This is a genomic window from Gordonia sp. McavH-238-E, assembly GCF_022348225.1.
Taxonomy (GTDB): Bacteria; Actinomycetota; Actinomycetes; order Mycobacteriales; family Mycobacteriaceae; genus Gordonia; species Gordonia terrae.
Map to the genome: position 1 here is coordinate 338772 of NZ_JAKRFE010000004.1, position 22621 is coordinate 361392.

Annotated in this window: 20 protein-coding genes and 1 tRNA gene; 15 read left to right on the forward strand and 6 right to left on the reverse strand. The window is 65.6% G+C overall.

Annotated elements, in window-relative coordinates:
- Nucleotides 1–105: 105 nt before the first annotated feature.
- Together MHN80_RS07905 and MHN80_RS07910 are read left to right on the forward strand one after the other, a co-directional pair.
- A complete protein-coding gene (locus MHN80_RS07905) occupies nucleotides 106–1656 on the forward strand; it encodes an RNA-directed DNA polymerase (RefSeq protein WP_239400729.1) in 1551 nt (516 codons plus the stop codon).
- Between the two features lie 377 nt (nucleotides 1657–2033).
- Nucleotides 2034–2921 (forward strand): hypothetical protein, encoded by an 888-nt coding sequence (locus tag MHN80_RS07910; protein ID WP_239400731.1) that lies wholly within the window; start codon nucleotides 2034–2036, stop codon nucleotides 2919–2921.
- A gap of 342 nt (nucleotides 2922–3263) precedes the next feature.
- Here MHN80_RS07910 and MHN80_RS07915 read toward each other — a convergent pair.
- Nucleotides 3264–3335: transfer RNA gene (locus MHN80_RS07915), tRNA-Gln, on the reverse strand.
- Between the two features lie 112 nt (nucleotides 3336–3447).
- Entirely contained in the window at nucleotides 3448–4203 is a 756-nt protein-coding gene (fabG, locus tag MHN80_RS07920) for a 3-oxoacyl-ACP reductase FabG (RefSeq protein WP_101819216.1), read from the reverse strand.
- A gap of 328 nt (nucleotides 4204–4531) precedes the next feature.
- On the opposite strand from fabG, the gene glmU reads away from it, so the two are divergent.
- Both glmU and MHN80_RS07930 read left to right on the forward strand, forming a co-directional pair.
- The gene (glmU, locus tag MHN80_RS07925; protein ID WP_239400813.1) at nucleotides 4532–5992 is read left to right on the forward strand and encodes a bifunctional UDP-N-acetylglucosamine diphosphorylase/glucosamine-1-phosphate N-acetyltransferase GlmU; all 1461 of its coding nucleotides are present in this window, start codon (nucleotides 4532–4534) and stop codon (nucleotides 5990–5992) included.
- Between the two features lie 57 nt (nucleotides 5993–6049).
- Nucleotides 6050–7027, forward strand: coding sequence for a ribose-phosphate diphosphokinase (locus tag MHN80_RS07930; RefSeq protein WP_004022643.1), 978 nt, complete (start codon nucleotides 6050–6052; stop codon nucleotides 7025–7027).
- Nucleotides 7028–7111: 84 nt separating this feature from the next.
- Here MHN80_RS07930 and MHN80_RS07935 read toward each other — a convergent pair whose 3' ends face one another.
- Complete coding sequence (locus MHN80_RS07935) at nucleotides 7112–8122, reverse strand: AraC family transcriptional regulator (RefSeq protein WP_374206314.1); 1011 nt, start codon at nucleotides 8120–8122, stop codon at nucleotides 7112–7114.
- Between the two features lie 196 nt (nucleotides 8123–8318).
- Between MHN80_RS07935 and MHN80_RS07940 the strand changes: the two genes are divergently transcribed.
- The 3 genes from MHN80_RS07940 (at nucleotide 8319) to arsC (ending at nucleotide 10991) form a co-directional block, all read left to right on the forward strand.
- A complete protein-coding gene (locus tag MHN80_RS07940) occupies nucleotides 8319–8894 on the forward strand; it encodes a flavin reductase family protein (protein WP_239400817.1) in 576 nt (191 codons plus the stop codon).
- Nucleotides 8895–8964: 70 nt separating this feature from the next.
- Nucleotides 8965–10590: a 4-hydroxyphenylacetate 3-hydroxylase family protein gene (locus MHN80_RS07945; RefSeq protein WP_239400733.1), complete on the forward strand. Its 1626-nt coding sequence runs from the start codon at nucleotides 8965–8967 to the stop codon at nucleotides 10588–10590.
- A gap of 59 nt (nucleotides 10591–10649) precedes the next feature.
- On the forward strand, nucleotides 10650–10991 hold the full coding sequence (arsC, locus tag MHN80_RS07950) for an arsenate reductase (glutaredoxin) (RefSeq protein ID WP_033203654.1): 342 nt from the start codon (nucleotides 10650–10652) through the stop codon (nucleotides 10989–10991).
- Between the two features lie 18 nt (nucleotides 10992–11009).
- Here arsC and MHN80_RS07955 read toward each other — a convergent pair whose 3' ends face one another.
- Nucleotides 11010–11471 (reverse strand): limonene-1,2-epoxide hydrolase family protein, encoded by a 462-nt coding sequence (locus MHN80_RS07955; RefSeq protein WP_239400735.1) that lies wholly within the window; start codon nucleotides 11469–11471, stop codon nucleotides 11010–11012.
- 235 nt (nucleotides 11472–11706) lie between these two features.
- Between MHN80_RS07955 and MHN80_RS07960 the strand changes: the two genes are divergently transcribed.
- The 4 genes from MHN80_RS07960 to MHN80_RS07975 all read left to right on the forward strand — a co-directional run bounded on the left by MHN80_RS07960 (nucleotide 11707) and on the right by MHN80_RS07975 (nucleotide 16020).
- Complete coding sequence (locus MHN80_RS07960; RefSeq protein ID WP_239400737.1) at nucleotides 11707–12348, forward strand: 50S ribosomal protein L25/general stress protein Ctc; 642 nt, start codon at nucleotides 11707–11709, stop codon at nucleotides 12346–12348.
- 75 nt (nucleotides 12349–12423) lie between these two features.
- Nucleotides 12424–12990 (forward strand): aminoacyl-tRNA hydrolase, encoded by a 567-nt coding sequence (gene pth, locus MHN80_RS07965; RefSeq protein WP_239400819.1) that lies wholly within the window; start codon nucleotides 12424–12426, stop codon nucleotides 12988–12990.
- Nucleotides 12991–13059: 69 nt separating this feature from the next.
- Complete coding sequence (locus tag MHN80_RS07970) at nucleotides 13060–14892, forward strand: SLC13 family permease (protein WP_239400739.1); 1833 nt, start codon at nucleotides 13060–13062, stop codon at nucleotides 14890–14892.
- Between the two features lie 102 nt (nucleotides 14893–14994).
- Nucleotides 14995–16020 carry a beta-ketoacyl-ACP synthase 3 gene (locus MHN80_RS07975; RefSeq protein WP_239400821.1) on the forward strand — a complete coding sequence of 342 codons (1026 nt, stop codon included), beginning with the start codon at nucleotides 14995–14997 and terminating at the stop codon, nucleotides 16018–16020.
- Here MHN80_RS07975 and MHN80_RS07980 read toward each other — a convergent pair.
- Nucleotides 16017–16781 (reverse strand): ABC transporter permease, encoded by a 765-nt coding sequence (locus tag MHN80_RS07980; RefSeq protein ID WP_239400741.1) that lies wholly within the window; start codon nucleotides 16779–16781, stop codon nucleotides 16017–16019. The genes MHN80_RS07975 and MHN80_RS07980 overlap by 4 nt on opposite strands.
- Complete coding sequence (locus tag MHN80_RS07985; protein ID WP_239400743.1) at nucleotides 16778–17851, reverse strand: ATP-binding cassette domain-containing protein; 1074 nt, start codon at nucleotides 17849–17851, stop codon at nucleotides 16778–16780. Before MHN80_RS07985 ends, MHN80_RS07980 begins: the two co-directional genes overlap by 4 nt.
- A 290-nt stretch (nucleotides 17852–18141) precedes the next feature.
- Between MHN80_RS07985 and MHN80_RS07990 the strand changes: the two genes are divergently transcribed.
- The 4 genes from MHN80_RS07990 to MHN80_RS08005 all read left to right on the forward strand — a co-directional run bounded on the left by MHN80_RS07990 (nucleotide 18142) and on the right by MHN80_RS08005 (nucleotide 22610).
- Entirely contained in the window at nucleotides 18142–19158 is a 1017-nt protein-coding gene (locus MHN80_RS07990) for a beta-ketoacyl-ACP synthase III (protein WP_004022635.1), read from the forward strand.
- Nucleotides 19159–19266: 108 nt separating this feature from the next.
- Nucleotides 19267–20139 (forward strand): type IV toxin-antitoxin system AbiEi family antitoxin domain-containing protein, encoded by an 873-nt coding sequence (locus tag MHN80_RS07995; protein WP_239400745.1) that lies wholly within the window; start codon nucleotides 19267–19269, stop codon nucleotides 20137–20139.
- Between the two features lie 103 nt (nucleotides 20140–20242).
- Nucleotides 20243–21853, forward strand: a complete 1611-nt coding sequence (locus tag MHN80_RS08000; protein WP_101819224.1) for a peptide chain release factor 3 — start codon at nucleotides 20243–20245, stop codon at nucleotides 21851–21853.
- Between the two features lie 46 nt (nucleotides 21854–21899).
- Nucleotides 21900–22610 carry a hypothetical protein gene (locus MHN80_RS08005; RefSeq protein WP_239400823.1) on the forward strand — a complete coding sequence of 237 codons (711 nt, stop codon included), beginning with the start codon at nucleotides 21900–21902 and terminating at the stop codon, nucleotides 22608–22610.
- The last annotated feature ends 11 nt before the right edge of the window (nucleotides 22611–22621 follow it).

Sequence of the window (22621 nt, forward strand, 5' to 3'; positions counted from 1 at the left end):
TGGCGAACTTTAGGTTTCGTAAGCGCTGAGACGGATTCAGAGATTCGCGTGATCAGCACCGAAATAGTCCCCAACGCGGGCCTGATAATCGTGTAGGCTACGCCGATGCTGCTCACTGCAAGCCTTCAACGCGGGTACCTGCCGCGTGAAATTCCGCTGGCGTTTTCATCAGATTCGCTCTCCAAAGCACTTCCCCGTCTGACAGCGCCGAAACCCTCGTACCCCGTCCAAGCAACACGTTTCAGCATCGCACGTGTCGGCGGCACCCGTCGTTCCACCGAGATTCCGAACCCGTTCGCCCAGTTTCACGTCTCGAATATCTGCGCGGCGAACTGGGACAAATTACAAAGAATTACAGCACGCAGTCCAGTATCTCTCGGCCGACCAGTGCGCAGGAAAGCTGCCTACCGCTCATTGGTAGGCCGCGCAACACAAGGCAAGACCCGTCAACTCGAAACAATGAGCAGAATTCCCGGCGGCCGTTTCACGATCAAAACCGACATTAGCCAGTTCTATCCCTCGATATACACCCACGCCGTAGACTGGGCGATTAGGGGAAAGTCAAAGGCGAAGGCTAACCGGAGGGTTAAATGCCTTGGTTCCGAACTTGACAAATTTTTGCGAAACTGTCGAGACGGCCAAACAGTCGGAATTCCAATTGGCCCAGACACCTCGTGGATCGTGTCAGAAATAATCTTGGCTCGCGTCGACGAATATATGGCAAAGAACCCGAGCTTTGGTTCGTGGTTTGCGTCGCACGCATATCGATTCGGTGATGATATGACTGTTTTCGCCAAGACGCATGATCAAGCTGCCGAGATCTTGGGAGAGTATGAAATAGCACTTGCACGGTACGAGCTATCGCTCAATCCTTTGAAGGTTGGAATTTCGACGGGTATCGAGATGCCTGAACAACCGTGGGTGTCCCAGTTACGTAATGCTCGATACCGGGACGACAACGACTCAAATTTATCTAATGACGTTGTTGAACTATTCAGCCAGGCGTTCGAAATGTCAAGGGTTAGACCAGACATCGGAGCGCTTAGCTACGCAATTAAGCGATGTGACCCGTTCCCCGCCGGCGATCATTCTTGGCCTCTGTATCGGGACTGCGTTCTTGCGTCAGCGGTCCAAGAGCCGAGTTCGCTGAGACATGTCCACCAAGTGATGTCCTTTGCAAAGGACCGCGGACTCGACGCAAGCGACGATTTGACCTGCGAAGTCCTGAATCAGATATGTGAGGAACATGCGCCGCTGGACCACGGTTTCGAAGTCGCATGGGCTTTAGCCACTCTGCAGCGGCTTGAATTGCCGCTCGATGCGTCCGTCGCGCAAAAAGTTGCTGCAATGGATGACAACTGCTCTCTGATACTTCTGTCGCACGAAGTTTCGCAGAGGCCAGTATCCCTAGCCGGCGTCGATCTTTCTACCCTTCGGCGCCGAGCCGAATCCGATGGCGCCTTGTCAAGCGACGATTGGTTGCTTGCGTACGAATCACGCGCTCGCAAGTGGTGCTCACCCCGAAAGTGGGACGGCGAACCAGCCTGGAAAGAGCTCGCCGCCCAGAAGGTACGCTTCCTTGCAGCCGAAAGTTCACCGAAACCTAAATTGCGTCGTCGGCGCCCTGAGTTTATCCCATCTTGGGGTGCTAGTTAGTGTTTTTCTCGGCGCAACTCGTGTAGATAGCCGACAGAGCTCCGCCTCGGTTGAATTGATTCCGCAGACGCTGTTTGCAGCTTTCGGACATGCGGACTCAATTTTATTGATACGAACTCGAAATTGAACAAGTTGGAAATTCCGCCTTCTTATGCAGGAATAATCAGACGGAGTAGATTTTCAACCGCGAAACACGGTGATTAAGATTGACGACTAACGCCTTCGCCCGAAAATACATTTATCGAGCCCCCTCGCCTAGATAAGCATCCTCCACGATGGGAGATTTCGATCGATGATCGAACGTTGAACTGTTATGAGAGTCTTAAACTTATCTTGTCGAGGATAGCAAGAACCCGCCTACTAACGAGAGTAACTATATGCCTTCGATCACAATGACCGAACTCGAATTCACGCAGTCGCGACTTGGAGTTGCGAGCATTACTTGGATAACCTTTTTCGAGCGCGGTTATGACTATCTCCGGACGACGCAGGCCGCAGTCCAGGCGCTAGTTCCAGTCGCATCACTGCTGGGTTCGATCCCGGAACCGATAGCTTCACTATTTAAAATCAATCTGGATGCGGATAAGAAGGCTGTAATAGTCGAGGCTGGGGCAAAAGCGCAGCGTGAAATGGATGCCGAGTTTCATTTCACGAATGCTCTAGTTCTCTTATCACTGTGGGGAGGATTTGAAGCGTACATCGAGGATGTCTGCAAGGCGGCAATAGCCCATGATCGAAGCCTCCTCGATATGCCGTGCTTCAATAAGACTAGATACCCCATCAGCACCTTTCTCCAGCTCGATGATGAGCACATGCTCGATCGCGTATTGAAAGACGCCGTGAGCGCCCAGCGTTCGAACAGCCGGGGCGTCGGGAAGTTTGAATCCCAACTCGAGTTGGTAGGCCTGAACGGCCACGTTCCACGAATCATAAAGTCTGCAATCTTGCACGCTCAGCAGGACCGCAACGTGTGGGCACACCGTGCTGGTGTCGCCGATAAGCGCTACTTCGATGATTCCGGCGGCGGCCGCTTCACGCCTGGCCAAACGGTGACAATCACAAGAGATGAGGTCGAAACGTATCTATTGGCGCTGATGATTTACGGGCTGATCGTAATCAACCGATTCCGAGAGAAACACGGGCTCCCTCCGGCGCCAGTCAAACATCAGAGCACACATCCGGTAATGGACGCGTATTCCGAGATGTACCCGGACGCCAGTACCGCGGATTCAAATCAACATGTGCCACCCGCCGATCCCGGGTAATTAAAACTGTGAAGCGGCATGCGAAATGCGAACGACTGGTCCCGAAGTATACGGTCGGCGGTTGCTAGTCCCAGTGTCAGCGGACCGCGATGACCGATCACCCACTGCCGGACAAATCCACATCCACCAAGACGTAGCATTCATAGCCGTAAATTACTGAAGCGGTAGCGGTGATAGCCGTATGGCCGGGTCCGCAATCGCCGCGAAGAACAAGGTAGGACGTAGACCGCCCAAGACTTGCTGTCCACCTGAACTTCGGATGTCGAGCAGGAACTGCTCTCCCGCGAACCACCCGCTCACCTGCGAGTAGCTGAGATCGGCGAACACGCCTCGACTCATGAGCTCCGCCACCAGGACTCGAACCTAGAATGCCTGAACCAAAATCAGGAGTGTTGCCGATTACACCATGGCGGATCACTGCGCTGACGATTGTGCCACAGCACCGCGGCACTCACGTCGGCGCGACCTCGTTTCGACTTCGCGCCTCCGGTCGGGATCGCGTCGTCGAAACGAGGCCTGAGACCGATCAGTCCTTGGGGCCGCCGGCCACATAGACGACCTGGCCGGACACGAAGCCCGCACCCTCACTGATGAAGAACGACGCGGTGTGCGCGATGTCCTCGGGCACACCGACACGGTTGACCGGGATCTGGCCCGCTGCGGCGCGCTTGAAGTCCTCGAAGGGCACACCGACGCGCTCGGCGGTCGCCGCGGTCATCTCGGTCTCGATGAATCCGGGTGCGATGGCATTGGCGGTCACGCCGAACCGGCCGAGCTCGATCGCGAGGGTCTTGGTGAATCCCTGCATGCCCGCCTTCGCCGCCGAGTAGTTGACCTGGCCGCGGTTGCCCAGGGCCGAGGTGCTCGACAGGTTCACGATGCGTCCCCACTCCGCCTCGACCATGTACTTCTGAGCAGCCTTGGTGACGTTGAACGCGCCGCGAAGGTGAACCGCCATGACCGCGTCCCAGTCGTCGACAGTCATCTTGAACAGGAGGTTGTCACGGGTGATGCCCGCGTTGTTGACGACCACCGTCGGCTTGCCGAGTTCGGCGACGACCTTCTCGACCGCGGCGTTCACCGAGGCCTCGTCGGCGACGTCGGCACCCACCGCGATGGCCTTGCCACCGCCGTCGGTGATGGCCTTGACGGTGTCGGCGCAGGCGTCGGCGTCGAGGTCCAGGACGGCCACCGCCAGTCCGTCGTCGGCCAGACGCTTGGCCACGGCCGCGCCGATCCCCCGTGCGGCCCCGGTGACGATCGCCGTCTTCTGCGTGCTCATTCATTACCTCCGTGTCGTCGTTTCACGAACCGGACAACTCCGGCGCGCTTGGTTCTCGCTCCCGCACCCACCCTGATCCGTCGGTGACAGTCGACGGGACATCAGCTGGATCTACCAATTGATCGCTCGGCGTTCGCGGTCCCTATGTGTTCTATCAGGCCCCGTCGGGAGGATCGGGCACAAACAGCGCGCTGCATTTCGGCCGTGGGGCACCGATGCGTAGGATCGCACCCGACGTGCGACCGCGGGCCGGGTCAGCGACCCCCGTCGGCGCCGTCGAGGAGACATGATCGTGGCAGTCACCGATCCGGAAGAGGGTGGGCATTCGATGACGGGAACGTCGCCATCCGTGGCCGTGATCGTCCTGGCCGCGGGCGCCGGTACCCGCATGAAGTCCAAGACCCCGAAGATCCTCCACACCATCGCCGGACGGTCCCTCGTGGGCCATGCGCTGCACGGCGCGGCAGGAATCGGACCCGAGCACCTGGTCGCGGTCGTCAGCCACGAACGCGAACGGGTGACGGCGGCCATCGGTGAGATCGCCGCGCTCCTGGGTGTCGAGGTCGGCATCGCCGAGCAGGACTCGCCGCGCGGAACCGGCGACGCCGCCCGGGTCGGACTCAGCGCGCTCCCCGAGGATTTCGACGGCACCGTCATCGTCACCGCCGCCGACGTCCCACTCCTCGACGCCGACACCCTGCGCGCCCTCGTGGACACCCACCTCGACGGCGGCGGGGCCGCCGTCACGCTGACGAGCTTCGTTGCCGACGACCCGACCGGATACGGACGCATCATCCGCGACGGGGACGCCGTCGCGGCAATCGTCGAACACAAGGACGCGACCCCCGAGCAGCGGGCGATCACCGAGGTGAACGCCGGCGTGTACGCCTTCGACGCCGCCGCGCTGCGCGTCGGTCTGTCGAAGCTGTCGACGGACAACGTGCAGGGCGAGTACTACCTGACCGACATCGTCGAGATCGCCCGCGGCGAGGGGCGGGCGGTCCGCGGACACACGGTCGCCGATCCGGTAGTCGTGGCCGGGTGCAACGACCGCGCGCAACTCTCCGCGCTCGGCGCCGAACTGAACCGACGCATCATCCGTCGTCATCAGCTCGACGGGGTGACCGTCGTCGACCCGGCGACCACGTGGATCGACATCGACGTCACCATCGAGCCCGATGCGCAGATCCGGCCCGGCACACAGCTGCACGGTCGTACACACATCTCCGCCGACACCGTGATCGGACCCGACACGACTCTCACCGACGTCACCGTCGGAACGGGTGCGCAGGTGATCCGGACGCACGGCAGCGACGCGGTCATCGGTGCCGACGCCACCGTCGGTCCGTTCGCCTACCTTCGTCCCGGGACGGCGCTCGGGGTCGCGGGCAAGATCGGCACGTTCGTCGAGACCAAGAACGCGACCATCGGCGACGGATCGAAGATCCCGCACCTCACCTACGTCGGCGACGCCACCATCGGCGAGCACTCCAACATCGGTGCGTCGAGCGTCTTCGTCAACTACGACGGAGTCGCCAAGCACCGCACGGTGATCGGCGACCACTGCCGCACGGGCTCGGACAACATGTTCGTCGCCCCGGTCACCGTCGGCGACGGGGCGTACACCGGCGCCGGAACCGTCGTGCGGCAAGATGTACCGCCGGGGGCCCTCGCGGTCTCGGCGGGAGAACAACGCGTCATCGAGGACTGGGTCGTGCGCAAGCGGCCCGACACCGCGGCGGCGCGGGCGGCCCTCGACGCACGCGAGAACGACTCCGGGACGGCCTGACACCCCGACCCGTGCTCGACCCTGCAGATCCGAAACGACACGAACAGAAGAGTTTTCATGACCTGGACCACTGACAACCAGAAGAACCTGATGCTGTTCTCTGGTCGTGCCCATCCCGAACTCGCCGAAGCAGTCGCCGACGAACTGGGCATCAAGGTCACGCCGCAGACCGCCCGCGACTTCGCCAACGGTGAGCTGTTCGTCCGCTTCGAGGACTCCGTGCGCGGCTCGGACGCGTTCGTCCTGCAGAGCTGCCCGTACCCGCTGAATCAGTGGGTCATGGAGGCGCTCATCATGATCGACGCCCTCAAGCGCGGTTCGGCGAAGCGCATCAGCGTCATCCTCCCCTTCTACCCGTACGCCCGCCAGGACAAGAAGCACCGGGGTCGCGAGCCCATCTCGGCCCGCCTCATCGCCGACCTGCTCAAGACCGCGGGCGCCGACCGGATCATCACGGTCGACCTGCACACCGATCAGATCCAGGGATTCTTCGACGGCCCCGTCGACCACATGCACGCGCAGGGACAGCTCGCCGAGTACATCCGGGGCAAGTACGGCACCGACAACATCGCCGTGGTGTCCCCCGACTCCGGTCGCGTGCGTGTCGCCGAGAAGTGGGCCGACACCCTCGGTGGCGCCCCGCTCGCCTTCATCCACAAGACCCGTGATCCGCTCGTGCCGAACCAGGTCAAGTCGAACCGCGTCGTCGGCGAGGTGGAGGGCCGGACCTGCATCCTGATCGACGACATGATCGACACCGGCGGCACCATCGCCGGCGCGGTGCGCGTCCTCAAGGACGCCGGTGCCGGCGACGTCATCATCGCCACCACCCACGGCGTGTTCTCCGACCCCGCGGCCGAGCGTCTCGCGAGCTGCGGTGCCAAGGAAGTCATCGCCACCGACACCCTGCCGATCCCGGCGGAGAAGCGGTTCGAGAACCTCACCGTCCTCTCGATCGCTCCCCTGCTCGCGCAGACGATCCGCGAGGTCTTCGAGAACGGCTCTGTCACAAGCCTGTTCGACGGCATCGCCTGACGGGTCGGCACCGGCTCGTCGCTTTCGCTCCTCCCACCTCAGAGGGCAGGAACCTGGTGCATCAGGGATGCGGACGTCGACGACTCAGGCACCCGCCATCCGTTTCGTCTCCGACGGTGCCACGCCGTACTTGCGGCGGTAAGCCGCGGCGAAGCGGCCGGTGTGCAGAACGCCCCACCGGGTGGCGACATCGGTGATGGTCGAGGCGCCCCCGGCCAGCAGATCGTTGTGGATGCACTCGAGCCGGACGTCGAGCAGGTATTCCATCGGACTCATGCCGACACATTCGCGGAAACCCTGCTGCAGGCGCCGGGCGCTGACGCAGCCGATCTCGGCGAGCTCACCGACCGTCCACGGATGTGCCGGATCACCGTGAATCGCGTCGATCACCCGCTTCACGGTGCGCGGCCGTGTGCCGGCGAGGGCGTCCTCGGACTCCGGTAGCGCGGCCAGCACCAGGCCGGTGGTGAGCATACCGCCGAGCTGTTCGGCCATTCTCTCGTTGCGCAGCAACACGATCTCCGACTGCGCCACCTGCTGGCGAGCCGACCGCAGCAGTGCGGGCCACTCCGCGCCCGCGCCTGAACGGAGATCGAGTTGGCGCGTGAGCGACCGCCCGGGCCGGCCCGCGATGCGGTCGATCTCACGCTGTAGATAGTCCCGCTCCACCTTGAAGCCGACGATCTCGCACGACCGACTCCAGTTGGTGATCAGCGTCGGCGTATCTGATGGGTTCAGGGTGGCCTGGCCTGGCTCCGACACGATCTCCCGACCCTCGGTGATCGACGACAGACTTCCCGACAGCGGGATGTTGATCGCCCACGCACCCGGGTGATCGGTGTCGATGGACACGTCGGCGCCGAAGCCGATACGCGCCAACACCGTCGATCCGATCGGCGCGGACTCCAGCCGGTAATGCGACGCGTCATCCCGCGACAGCGGCCTCAGCTCATGCGGAAAGTAGGCATCGGCGACAACTTCGTGGACTTCGTCCCAGTCGGCATTTCCGGAGCTCACCACCCGTCTGACCGACGAGTCGCGGGCCGGCGCGGATACCTGGCCATCCCCCGGGGCAGGCGTCGATACAACCCTCACGGCGTCCACCCTAGCTGTGACGACGATCACTGCCCATCGCCATGGCGGTTCGGATTTCATCCCCTGCGCAATCCGGATCACGGCTTCGCAATGCGGATCGACGATCTGTGACCGCGGTCATAGATTCGCATCCACAGCAACCACGCACCACGTCCCAGAGACACAACCGGTGCCGAGCACTGAGGAGCTGATCCCGATGGACCAACGAGCGATGCGGAACATCTTCGGCCAATTCGCAAGCGGCGTCACTGTCGTCACCTGCACCAACGACGACGGCGAGGCCCACGGCGCGACGGTGACCGCATTCACCGCGATATCGCTGGAACCCCGCCTGTGCCAGGTCACCCTGACCCGCAAATCCAAGGCCTGCGGTTACCTGGACGACACCCCGTTCGCGGTGAACATCCTGGCGTCTGACCAGCTCGACACCGCGATGCACTTCGCGGGCAAGCCGCAGAGCCCCGGCCCCGAGTGGTCCTCGCACTGGCTCGTGCCGGCGCTGGCGGGTAACGCCGCGACGCTCATCTGCTCGCCGTGTGCGGCGTACGACGGCGGCGACCACATCATCTGCGTCGGCGAGATCGTCGATGCCGTGGTGGACAGCTCTGCCGAGCCGCTCCTGTTCTACCGCAGCACTTTCCAAGAGCTCGGCGACCGCTCCGGGTCGACCGCGTACTGCGGCAGCCTCGACGACCCGCACAGCCGGTGGTTCGACGCGAGCGCCCGCTTCACCCCGAGCTGCGTTCCGGTGCCCGTCGCGGCATCCGCCTGAGCCACATGGAAACGCCCCGACACCCCGACCAGCAGAGCACGACCGTCCCACAACACGAATGAGGATCATCATGACCGCAACCGACATCTTCCCCGACACCGCTTCTGCGGGCATCGACCGCAGCAAGGTCAACGTGGCCGCCGACTCCGAGGCCAACAGGACCGAGACGTTCGCGACACGCCCGATGACCGGCGACGAGTACATCGAGTCGTTGCGCGACGACCGCGAGATCTGGCTCAACGGTGAGCGTGTCCCGGATGTGACCACCCACGAGGCCTTCCGCAACCCGGTACGGATGACCGCACGGCTCTACGATGCGATGCACGATCCGGCGACCGCCGACGCGGTGACCGCCCCGACCGACACCGGGAACGGCGGCGTCACCATGCCGTTCTTCCGGGCGCCGACATCGTCGGCGGACCTGGTGAAGGATCGCGACGCCATCGCGACCTGGGCGCGGATGACCTACGGCTGGATGGGCCGCAGCCCCGACTACAAGGCCAGCTTCCTCGGGACCCTGCATGCGAATTCGGAGTTGTACGCCCCGTTCCAGGCCAATGCCGAGCGCTGGTACCGGGAATCGCAGGAGAAGGTCCTGTACTGGAACCACGCGATCATCAACCCGCCGGTCGACCGCCAGTTGCCGCCGGACGAAGTCGGCGACGTCTTCATGAAGGTGGAGAAGGAGACCGACGCGGGCCTGATCGTCTCGGGCGCCAAGGTCGTCGCCACCGGTTCCGCGATCACCAACTACAACTTCATCTCCCACTACGGGCTACCCATCAAGAAGAAGCAGTTCGCGCTGATCTGCACCGTTCCGATGGACGCACCCGGAGTGAAACTCATCTGCCGCTCGTCCTACACGCAGCAGGCCGCGGTGATGGGCACCCCGTTCGACTACCCGCTGTCGAGCCGGATGGACGAGAACGACACGATCTTCGTGTTCGACAAGGTTCTCGTGCCGTGGGAGAACGTCTTCATGTACGGCGACGTCGACAAGATCAACTCCTTCTTCCCGCAGTCCGGCTTCCTCCCCCGGTTCACCCTGCAGGGGTGCACCCGACTCGCGGTCAAACTCGACTTCATCGCCGGCCTGCTCATGAAGGCGCTCGACTGCACCGGCGCCGGCGGATTCCGCGGCGTGCAGACCCGCGTCGGTGAGGTCATCGGATGGCGAAACCTGTTCTGGTCCCTCACCGATGCCATGGTCCACAACCCCGAACCGTGGATCGGCGACACCGTCATCCCACGGCTGGAGTACGGCCTCACCTACCGCATGTTCGCCCAGCAGGGCTATCCCCGCGTCAAGGAGATCATCGAGCAGGACGTGGCGTCGGGCCTGATCTACCTGCCCTCGAGCGCCGCCGACTTCAAGAGCCCGCATGTGCGGCCGTACCTGGACAAGTACGTCCGCGGGTCGGACGGCATCGTCGCGGTCGACCGCGTGAAGGTGATGAAGGCACTGTGGGATTCGATCGGCAGCGAGTTCGGCGGGCGTCACGAACTGTACGAGCGCAACTATGCCGGCAACCACGAGGGCGTCAAGGCCGAGCTGCTCATGTTCGCCGAGAGCCGGGGCACGGCAACGCAGATGAAGGGGCTCGCCGAACAATGCCTCTCCGAGTACGACCTCGACGGCTGGACGGTGCCCGACCTCATCGGCAACGACGACGTCAGCTACTTCGGCAACCGGTGACCGTGCTGCCTCACGCCGACCCCGGTACCCCGTCGGTCCGGCGGGGTACCGTGAGGTCCGTGGACGCGACGATCTATCACAACCCGAAGTGTTCAACCTCGCGGAAGGCGCTCCAGGCGCTCCGCGACGCCGGCATCGAGCCGACCATCGTCAAATACCTCGACGAGCCGTACAGCCGCGAGCAACTCGTCGAGCTGTTCGCCGACGCCGGGATCACACCCAAACAGGCCGTCCGGACACGCGAGGCGCTCTACAAGGAACTCGATCTCGCCTCGGCCACCGACGATCAGATCCTCGACGCGATGGTCGAGCACCCCATCCTCGTCGAACGCCCGATCGTCGTGACCGACAAGGGCACTCGCATCCCGCGGCCCATCGACAAACTCGACGAGATCCTCTGACCGCCGGCAGCGGCCGGGTCAGGCGGGTGCGGGTCGGGCCGAGACCGCCGGCGCGGGCAACGGCCGCTGCACCGAGGGCACGGCCAGGGCCGCGACCCCGCGGACGAGCGCCTTCGTCATGTCGAAGTAGTCGAAGTAGTCGCGCCACACCGTGATCCGGCCCTCGCGCACCTCGAAGCGACCGCACACCCAGAACTGAAGGTGCAGCCGGCCGAACCGGAGTTCGTCGACCCGCTCGGTCAGCACCACACCGGTGTCGTCGGCGCTCACGTTGATCATCCGGTAGTTGAATCCCACCGAACTCTTACGCGCCACCCCGCCCAGGACGCCGGCCACCTTCCGCTTCCCGCGGATCGTCGGCAACGAGACGTTCGTGTAGGCGATGTCGTCGTCGATGGTCTCCAGTGCGGCGGGCACGTCGCCCCGCGCGAACTCGGTCAGCAGGGTCGTCACGATCTCGATCGGCGTCTGTGAGGTCATGTCAGCAGTATCCCCGAGCTCGGCGTCGGCAGCGGGGGATGTGACATCCCGGCTGGTCATCGGCTACTCTGGTCGCCGTTGTCTCGGCGAGGGTGACCCAGTCACCGTGATCGGCGCGGCCATCGCAGCACTCTGCACGCCCTACGGGCTGATGGATGCCCGCGTCGGTCCTCGTGCCCGGTGTCGCTCGTCGCGACGCCGACCGAACACACCCACCGATCGCGAGGAGACCATCATGGCCACCCAGACCAGCAAGCTGTCCGTCAGCACCCGCACCGAGAAGGGCAAGGGCGCGGCGCGTCGCGCACGTCGCGAGGGCAAGGTCCCCGCCGTGCTGTACGGCCACGGCACCGACCCCCAGCACCTGCACCTCCCGGCTCGCGAGTTCGCCGCGATCCTGCGTAACAGCGGCCTCAACGCCGTCATCGATCTCGACATCGAGGGCAGCAGCCAGCTCGCGCTGACCAAGCAGGTCGACGTCCACCCGATCCGCAACTACATCGAGCACGCCGACCTGCTGATCGTCCGCCGCGGCGAGAAGGTCACCGTCGAGATCGCGATCATCGTCGAGGGCGATGCCGCTCCGGGCACCCTGGTCGTCCAGGACGCGAGCGTCGTCGAGGTCGAGGCCGACGCCCTGTCGATCCCCGAGCAGATCGTCGTCAGCGTGGAGGACGCCGAGGTCGGCCTGTCCGTGCACGCCGCCGATCTGGACCTGCCGGAGGGCGTGACCCTCACCGCCGATCCGGAGACCCTCATCGTGTCGGTCACCGAGGCGCAGCTCGCCGCCACCGAGTCCGAGGCCGACGGCTCGGCCGACGCCGAGGGTGAGGGCGACGCCGAGGCCTCCGCGGAAGCCGCCGCGGAGTCGGAGTGATCCGACCCTCGGCCCTTCGGTCGAGTGGTGAGGTTCCCATGAGTGGGCCTACCCGGCAGTGAAGCTCCCACAGTGGTGAAACTGGTTGTCGGACTCGGTAATCCCGGGTCCAAGTACGAGAAGACGAGGCACAACGTCGGCGCGATGGTCACCGACGGCCTCGTCGCCTCGGCCGGCGAGCGCTGGAAGGTGCACAAGAAGTCCGGCGCCGAGGTCGCCGAGGTACGCCTCGGCGGCCAGTCGGTGCTCGTGGCCAAGCCACGCACCTACATGAACGAGTCCGGTCGTCAGATCGGCCCGCTCGCGAAGTTCTACTCCGTGTCCGTCGACGACCTGATCGTCGTCCACGACGAACTCGACATCGACTTCGGCGCCGTCCGCCTCAAACGGGGCGGCGGCGAGGGCGGCCACAACGGCCTGCGGTCGATCAGCCAGGTACTGGGTACCCGCGACTATCTGCGAGTGCGCATCGGAATCGGCCGCCCGCCCGGCCGTCAGGACCCGGCCGACTTCGTGCTGAAGCCGTTCCCGTCCGCCGCCCGCAGCGAGGTCGAACTCCTCCTGGCGAACGGCTGCGACGCCGTCGAACTGCTGCTCGGACAAGATCTGGAGTCCGCGCAGAACACCGTGCACGCCTGGTAGGGATTTCCCCCGACGCGCATCGTCCACGTGATCGCGGCGCGCGCTCGGCGGTGATGCGACGATGGGTCGATGTCGGACGCCACCACGAGTCTGATCATCCTCGCAGTGACCGTCGTCCTGTTCGTGTGGAACCGGTTGCCCGTCGGCGTCGTCGCCATCGGTTCGGCGCTCGCGCTCTACCTGTGTGGCCTCGTCAGCGTGGAGTCGATGACCAGCGGCCTCGGCGCGACCGTCATCGTCTTCATCGCATCGCTGTTCGTTGTCAGCGAGGCACTCGAGGCGTCCGGCATCACGGGGTGGATCGGCCGAACCGTCGGCCGCGTCGCCGGCACCGGGCGAGCGCGAGCCGTCCTGTCGATCATGGGTCTCGCCGGTGGCCTCAGCGCCCTGATCACCGTCAACGGTGCGGCGGCGGCGCTGGTGCCGGTGACGGTCGCGATCGCCCGGCACGCCGGCATCATGCCCTCCCGGGTACTGATCCCCCTCGCCTACGCATGCAGCGCCGGCGCACTGCTGACGTTGTCCGGGAGTCCGGTCAACGTCATCATCGACGAAGCCGCGGTCGAATACACCGGCACGGGTTTCGGATACTTCTCCTTCGCCCTCGTCGGACTCCCGTTGCTCGCCGCGACCGCGGCCATCGCCGTCCTGTTCGGCGACCGGCTACTCCCCCGGCGTGAGTCCACCACGCTGCCAAGAGATTTCAGCAACTATCTGGGAGCAGTCGCCGAACACTACGAGCTGGACCGGCGGATCTACCGGCTGCACGTCGGCCCGGGTTCGGTCGCCGTCTCGTCCACCCCGGCCGAACTCGTGAACGCCGGACACGACACCGAGGGCGAGCGCGCAGACGTCGTTCTCGTCGCCACCGAACGTCCGGGCGCCCGGATCGTCGACGACACCACGCCACTTCAGGTGGGCGACGTGCTCGTGATCTCCGGGGCGGGGCGCGTGGTCGAACAGCTGGCCCGCGACCACGAACTGACGATGGAGGACGTCGCGGGTCGGCGCCGCAGGCAGGGGTCGCTCATCGGGCGCGATGACGGCATCTGCGAGCTGGTGGTGCCACCGCGATCCGCCTGGGTCGGGACACCGGCCTTCCCCGGGATGATCCGCGAGGACGGCCTGCTCGTCCTCTCCATCCGGCGGCGCAACACTGACGTCGGGGCGCGGACCGTGGACCTCCAGGAGGGCGACATGGTGCTGGTTCACGGACCCTGGGGCGCCATCGACGCACTCGCCGACGACCAGCGCGTCCTCGTCGTCGACTCCGCCGAACAGGTACGACGCCAGACCGGTCGGCTCGCCCGGTCCGCACCGCGGGCGGGACTCGTGCTCGTCGCGATGATCGCGCTCCTCGCGACCGGCGTGGTGCCGCCCGTGGTCGCCGGTCTGCTCGCGGCCCTGGCGATGGTCGTCTCCGGCGTCATCAACTCGGAACAGGCCTATCGTGCGGTGTCCTGGCCGACCCTGGTGCTCATCGCGGCGCTCATCCCGATGTCGACCGCCATCTCCGACTCCGGCGGCGCCGAGATGATCGCGCGGCCCATCGTCGGATTGGTGGCCGGTCACAGTCCCCATGTGCTGCTCATCGTGCTGTTCCTGCTCACCGCGGCGGTCGGGCAGTTCATCTCCAACGCGGCGACCGTACTGATCGTCATCCCCATCGCGGTGGCCGCGGCGCACGACGTCGGCGTCGACGCCCGACCGGTCCTCATGCTCGTGTGCGTCGCGGGAGCGGCGTCATTGCTGACCCCCATCGCCACGCCGGCGAACATGATGGTGATGAACCCCGGCGGGTACCGATTCGGCGACTACTGGCGGCTGGGTGCGGTCACGATGATGTGCTGGCTCGTGATCGCCGTTCTGGTCATCCCGGTCGTCTGGCCGCTGTCGGGCTGAGACGGTCGAGACCGTGGCTCTAGAATCACGGCGGCAGGCAATGCGAAGGGATCGGCAACAGTGGTCAACCTCTCGGTGAAGACCGGACATCAGAACGTCTCGATGCTCGGCATCGGCGCCTACCGTCCGCGACGCCTGGTCAGCAACGACGAGGTGTGCGAGGTCCTCGACTCCTCCGACGAGTGGATCTTCGAGCGCAGCGGCATCCGCAACCGCCGGTGGATCAGCGGCGACGAGTCGGCGCGGTCCATGGCCGCCGCGGCCGCCGAGCGGGCCATCGCGAACTCCGGCATCGCGAAGGAGAAGATCGGTGCGCTGATCCTCGCCACCAACAGCTGGAAGACCAAGATCCCGCACGGCGGGCCGATCGTGGCCTCCGACATCGGGCTGAACGGGATCCCCGCCTACGACGTCGCCGCCGGGTGCGGCGGCTTCGGCTACGGACTCGGGGTCGCCGCCGACACCATCCGTGCCGGCAGCGCCGAGTACGTCCTCCTCGTCGGCGTCGAGACCATGTCGGTGGTCATGGACCCCACCGACCGCAACACCGCGTTCATCTTCGGCGACGGCGCCGGGGCGGTCGTCGTCGGGCCGAGCGAGGACAACGGGATCTCCCCGACCGTCTGGGGCAGCGACGGCGAGAACGCCGAGGCGATCGGGCAGAACTGGGACATCCCCGAGTACATGGACCGCGCGCAGGCCTATCAGGACAAAGACCCCGAGACCGACCCGGTCGGTCGCATGGTGGTGACGATGGCGGGACCCAAGGTGTTCCGCTGGGCGGCCATCACCCTGCCCAGGGCCCTCGCCACCGTGCTGGAGACCTCCGGCGTCGGCGTCGAGGACATCGAGGTCTTCGTGCCCCACCAGGCCAATGCCCGCATCAACGACCTGATGAAGAAGAACCTCGGCTTCCCCGACGACCTGCCGATGGCGAACGACATCGAGAACACCGGGAACACCTCGGCGGCCTCGATCCCCCTCGCCATGGAGGAGATGCTCGCGACCGGCAAGGCCAGGGGCGGGCAGACCGCGCTGCTCCTCGGCTTCGGCGCAGGCCTCAGCTACGCGGGCGCGGTCGTGACCCTGCCCCCGGCCCCGGCGATCACCAGTTTCGACGGGCGCTAGGCGTTTTCCTTACGGAACACCGAAGTGCCCCACAGGGTTCCGAGTCCGGCGAGGACAAGCGACGCGAGGACGCCCCACAGGACCTGAGCACTGGCGAGGTCGCCGGAGAAGGTGTCGCGCACCGCGTCGACGATCCACCGGAACGGCATGAAGTCGCTCAGGCTCTGCAGCCACGACGGCCCGAGGGTCATCGGGAGCAGGATGCCCGACAGCAACAGGACCGGCATCATCACCATGTTGATGAGCGGCGCCATCACATCCTCGCTCTTGGTGGTCAGCGCCAGGGCATTCGACGCCGCGGCGCACGCGCCACCGATCAGCATCGTGATGATGATGCCGAGGATCACGCCGACCACCGAACCGCGCATGCCCATCAGGTAGCCGAGCACCACCAGGATCAGCGCCTGCACGAGCAGCTGCAGCATGTCCCGCATGAGCCGGCCGGTGAGCAGGGCCGTGCGGCTTGCGGGAGTCACCCGTTCGGCCTCAATGACCCCTTCGCGCCATTCGCCGATCAGGCTGAAGCCGGCGAACAGCGCACCGAACAGGCCCAGCTGCACGAGCAGACCGGGCACCAGGAACGTGTACGGATTGTCCGCGCCGCCCGGGAACTGCGCGACAAGCGGCTTCAGCAGAGGCCCGAACAGTACGAGATAGAGGATCGGCTGCATCACGCCGATGAGAATCCAGGCCGGGTTCCGCAGGTTCATGCGGATCTGTCGGCGGAACACGATGGTGCTCTCGCGGAGGAACGTGGTCATCGGTTGGCCCCCTGCTGATCGAGTTCGGACGACGCAGCGGCGGCCGAGTCGGATTCGGTTTCGGTTGTCTGCGAAGCGATGTCGTCGCCTCGCTCGGTTTCGGCGTCACGAAGCGACCGGCCGGTGAGGGTGAGGAACACGTCGTCGAGGGTCGGCCGGATGACCTCGATGGAGTCCAGGGTGATGCCCGCGGCGTCGAGGTCGCGCAGCAACCCGGGAACCGCCCGGCCGGCCCGTGGCACACGGCTTCGGACATGTCGGCCGTCGATCTCGATCCGGCCTTCGCCCCCACCACCGGTGACCGCGGCCAGTTTCTCGGCAGCCGTGGGCACGGCCGCGGAGTCGGCGACCTCGAGTGCCACCAGATCACCGGAGACCTGTGCCTTCAGGTTGTCGGCGGTGTCCGCTGCGACGATGCGGCCGTTGTCGATGATGATGATCCGGTCGGACAGCTCGTCTGCCTCGTCGAGGTAGTGGGTCGTGAGGAAGACCGTTGCGCCACGCTCGGTGCGAAGGCGCCGGATGTGGTCCCACAGGTTCGCGCGCGCCTGCGGGTCGAGACCGGTCGTGGGCTCGTCGAGGAAGACCAGGGACGGTTCGTGGACCAATCCCATGACGATATCGAGCCGGCGCTTCTGGCCGCCGGACATGTTCTTGGGCTGCCGCTCCCACAGACCGTCGAGCTGGAGCTGGGAGAACAGGTCGTGACCGCGGCGGGTCGCCTCGGCACGGGACAGCCCGTAGAGCATGCCGTGATCGACGATCTCGTCGCCGGCCTGCGCCTGACTGAAGGTGCCGCCGGCCTGCGAGACATAGCCGATGCTGCGCCGGACCGAGACCGGGTCGGCGACCACGTCGAAACCGTTGACCGTCGCGGTTCCCGCGGTCGGCCGCAGCAGGGTCGTCAGCATTCGCAGCGTCGTGGTCTTGCCCGCGCCGTTGGGACCGAGGAACCCGACCACCTCTCCTTCCGCGATGTCGAGGTCGACACCGTCGACGGCCCTCACCTCGCGCTTCTTCTTTCCTTTCCCGGTGTGGAACACCTGGACCAACCCGCGTGCGTGGATCATGCGGACTCCCCTTCTCGATGCCTGAACGGTGTGTCGACGGGCGCGCTGTGCGGTGCACGCACGTCGTCGTGTGCTGATCGTCGGACCTCGGGGCGACTTTCCGACGCCCCGACCGTGGTCGATCGACCTACCGACCAGGTTCCCCCGCATCGAGGACGAATTCGGTCCGCATTTCGCAAGTCCGTAACGAATACGGGCGGGGTCCCGCTACTTCCCAGTAAGAGACCGTGTGAGTACCGTCGTATGTCGGGTCACATATTCGCCGGGCACGTTTTCGGGAAGGGTTCACCATGGCGGTCATCGCAGACACCACTGGCATCAACAACATCGGCATGCTCGGCATCGGCGCGTACCGCCCCGAACGCGTCGTCACCAACGAGGAGATCTGTCAGCACATCGACTCCTCCGACGAGTGGATCTACACCCGAACGGGGATCAAGACCCGCCGGTTCGCGCGTCGCGACGAGAGCGTCATGGAGATGTCGGTCAACGCCGGGCGCAAGGCGATCGCCAACGCGTTGCTGCAGGGTTCCGACATCGATGCCGTCATCCTCGCCACCAACACCCACCTGCTGCTGACCCCGGCCGGCGCGACCAAGGTCGCCACCGAACTCGGCTGCAACGGCGTCCCCGCCTTCGACGTGACCGTCGGCTGTGCCGGCTTCGGCTACGGAATGGCCCTCGCCTCCGACATGATCCGCGGCGGAAGTGCCACGCACGTGCTGGTCATCGGAGCCGAACAGCTCTCGGTGACCATGGACATGACCGACCGCACCAACTGCTTCATCTTCGGCGACGGCGCGGGCGCGGTCGTCGTCGGACCCACCGAACAGCAGCAGCTCGGCCCGGTGATCTGGGGCTCCGACGGCTCCCAGTTCAACGCCATCCGCCAGGACTTCGACTGGGTCACCTTCCTCGACAGCGACCGCACCCAGCGCCCGTACCTGCGGATGGAGGGCACCGCGGTGTTCCGCTGGGCCGCGTTCGAGATGGGCAAGGTCGCCCACCGCGCCCTCGAGGCAGCGAAGCTCGGCTCCGAGGACCTCGACGTGTTCGTCCCCCACCAGGCGAACGCCCGCATCAACGAACTGCTCGCGAAGAACCTCAAACTGCGCGACGACGCCGTGGTGGCCAAGGACATCGAGTACACCGGCAACACCAGCGCCGCCTCGATCCCCCTCGCCATGGAGGACCTGCTGTCCACCGGCAAGGCGCAGCCCGGGCAGACCGCGCTTCTCCTCGGCTTCGGCGCCGGACTCTCCTACGCCGCGCAGGTCGTCACCATGCCGCCGGTGCCGTTCGAGTAGGACCCCCCCAGCAAGCTCCCGTTCAGCAATAGGTATCGGTGACCGATACCTATTGCTGAACGACGTCGTGATGGGAACCGGACGCCGGTGCGGACCGTCTGATTCCGTATGCAATCACCAGCCGAACTCCGCCGAATCGCTCTCGCGCACGACGGCGTCGTCACCGCTGCCGACGCTCGCGCCTCTGGCCTCGATCGCACCGCAGTCGCTCGGCGGGTCGCCGCCGGCGCCTGGTCGCGAGAGGCTCGCGGGGTCTACACCCTTGCCGATCATCCGGTCACCGCACGCACCAGGGTCCGCCTAGCCGTACTGAGGGCCGGACCCCACGCGGTGCTGTCCGGCGTCGCCTCTGTCTGGTGGCAAGGACTCGCCGACGCTCCGCCCAGGACGGTCACGATCTCGGTACCACGCGGCCACCACCGCCATGACCTGCGGGGCGTCCATCTCCGGTACCGACGCCTCGACGACGCGGACGTGCTGGTGAGGTCGGGCCTACGGGTGACCGCACTCCCACTGGCAGTTCTCGAGGCTTCACTCGAGGACAGCATCTCCGTCGTCGACAACGCACTTCTGCGACGACGGGTCTCGATGCGTCAGCTGCGAGACGCGACCGCTCGCCGGACCGGCTCATCGGACGCACCCGGCTTCCGCCGCGTCCTCGACGCCCTCGGCTCCGGCGCGCGGTCCGAGGCCGAGCGAGTAGCGGTGAGCCTTCTCGAGGAGGCCGCGATCGGTGGCTGGATCGCAAATCATCCGACCGACGGTTACACCGCGGACTTCGCCTTCCCGGGCCGGCACCTCATCGTCGAGATCGACGGCTTTGCCCACCACCGGGACGCCGACGCATTCCAGTACGACCGCAAGCGACGCAACGACCTACTCGCCGCGGGTTGGACCGTCCTCAATTTCACGTGGGCGGACCTCACCGAGCGGTCCGACGATGTCGCCGCCCGCATCCACAATGCGCTCACTGCCGAGTGATGACCCGGTTCAGCAATAGGTATCGGTCTGCGATACCTATTGCTGAACCCAACACAGTCCGCGAGTTTGGCCGCCCTCTGCACGCCCGGTAGCCTGGAACCTCGTGAGTTCCGAGGTGATCAGTCGCGAAGTGACGCGTCGTCGTACCTTTGCCATCATCTCCCACCCCGACGCCGGTAAATCGACGATGACCGAGGCGTTGGCGCTGCACGCGCGGATGATCAGCGAGGCCGGCGCCGTCCACGGCAAGGCGGGCCGCAAGTCGACCGTCTCCGACTGGATGGAGATGGAGAAGGCACGCGGCATCTCCGTGAGTTCGACGGCGCTGCAGTTCAACTACTCCGCGGCCGCTCAGCCGGACCCCGAGATCCCGAGTGTGATCAACCTCGTCGACACCCCGGGTCACGCGGACTTCTCCGAGGACACCTATCGGGTGCTCACCGCCGTCGACGCGGCGGTGATGCTGATCGACGCCGCCAAGGGACTCGAGCCGCAGACCCTGAAACTCTTCCAGGTGTGCCGCCACCGCGGCATCCCGGTGATCACGGTCATCAACAAGTGGGACCGGCCCGGGCAGAGTCCGCTCGAGCTGATCGACGAGATCACCGAGCGCATCGGCCTCACGCCGACCCCGCTGTTCTTCCCCGTCGGCATCGCGGGCGACTTCCGCGGTCTCCTCGATCGACGCACCGGCGAATACGTGCACTTCACCCGCACCGCAGGCGGCGCCAAGATCGCGCCCGAGGAGATCATGTCCGCCGACGACGCGCAGGCCCGCGAAGGCGACGAGTGGACATCGGCACTCGAGGAGAGCGAACTCCTCACCGAGATGGGCCAGGACCACGATCAGGAACTGTTCCTCGCCGGACAGACCTCGCCGATGATCTTCGCCTCGGCGATGCTCAACTTCGGTGTGCGGCAACTCCTCGAGGTCCTGGTGGAGCTCGCTCCCCCGCCCGGCCCCCGAGCCGATGTCGACGGCACCGACCGGCCGGTGACGGATCCGTTCAGCGCGGTGGTCTTCAAGGTGCAGGCCGGGATGGACTCGAGTCATCGGGATCGCCTGGCCTACATGCGGATCGTGTCCGGTGAGTTCGAACGCGGCATGGTCGTCACCCACGCCCAGACCGGAAAACCGTTCGCCACCAAGTACGCCCAGGCCGTGTTCGGCCGCGACCGCTCGACGGTCGACACCGCCTATCCGGGCGATGTGGTCGGCCTGGTCAACGCCACCGCGCTCGCCCCCGGCGACACCCTCTACGACGGTCCCAAGGTGCAGTTCCCGCCCATCCCGTCGTTTGCGCCCGAACACTTCTCGACGCTGCGCGCCACCACGGCCGACAAGTACAAGCAGTTCCGCAAGGGCATGGACCAGCTCGAGAGCGAGGGCGTGGTCCAGGTGTTGCGCAACGAGACCCGCGGTGAGGCGTCGCCGGTGCTCGCCGCGGTCGGACCGATGCAGTTCGAGGTCGTGACGGCCCGGATGAAGGCCGAGTACAACGTCGACACGATCATCGAACCCCTCGGCTACACCCTCGCCCGGCGCACCGACGCCGACAGCGCGGCCGAACTGAACCGGCAACGCGGCGTGGAGGTCTTCACGCGCACCGACGGCGCGGTGCTGGCCCTCTTCAGTGACAAGTGGCGCCTGCAGTACATCGAGAAGGAACACCCCGACCTCACTCTCGAACCCCTTGTCGCGGCTGCGGACTGACCGGACGGTGGGTTCCCGGGGACGGCCCGTGCGCGCTGCCGTGCTGATGGGCGCGGCGGTGTCGGCACTCATCGCCGCCTGCGGCTCGGACACCCCGCCGCAGTCGACGACCACCACCTCGACCCCGACGCCCACCGCACGCCCGGTCGACTCCGCGATCTGCGCCGAGAAGCCACCCCAGGGCAGCGTCGACCGCAGCGGCCAGAACTTCGAATTCCGCCACGGCGACATCAAGGTCGCGGTCACGAAGACCCCGGCGGACTCCGGCCGCGGGCCCGCGGCGGGTCCGAGCCGCGCCGCCGACTCGAGCTGCTACGAATTCGACCGGTGGGGACCCGCACGGCCCGACGTGCCACCGGACTCGCTGCTGTTCGTGTTCAAGGACGCCGGTGCCGGCGGCGCACAGATCGAGTTCCTGATCAGTGAACTGACCGGCGGCCTGTTACCGCCCGTTGGCGCGACCCGCCCCACCGTCGGGCCGTTGACCAGGCCGATCAACGCCCAGATCGGTGTCTCGATCAACGGCGTCTATCACCACTCGTCCACCTGCCAGCTCAGTGTCAGCGGGATGTCGGGCACACTCGCGGCCGGGTCGTTCTCCTGCCCGACGGCGACGCGGGTCGACGCCAACCCACTCGCCCCGAACGATGACGTCGCCTACGACCTCGACGAGTCGTCGACGACGAAACAACCGGACGCCGAGGGCAATTCGACAGACAGTGTCGCACTGTCGGGGTGGTTCCGACTCACGCCCTGACACGGGTGTCG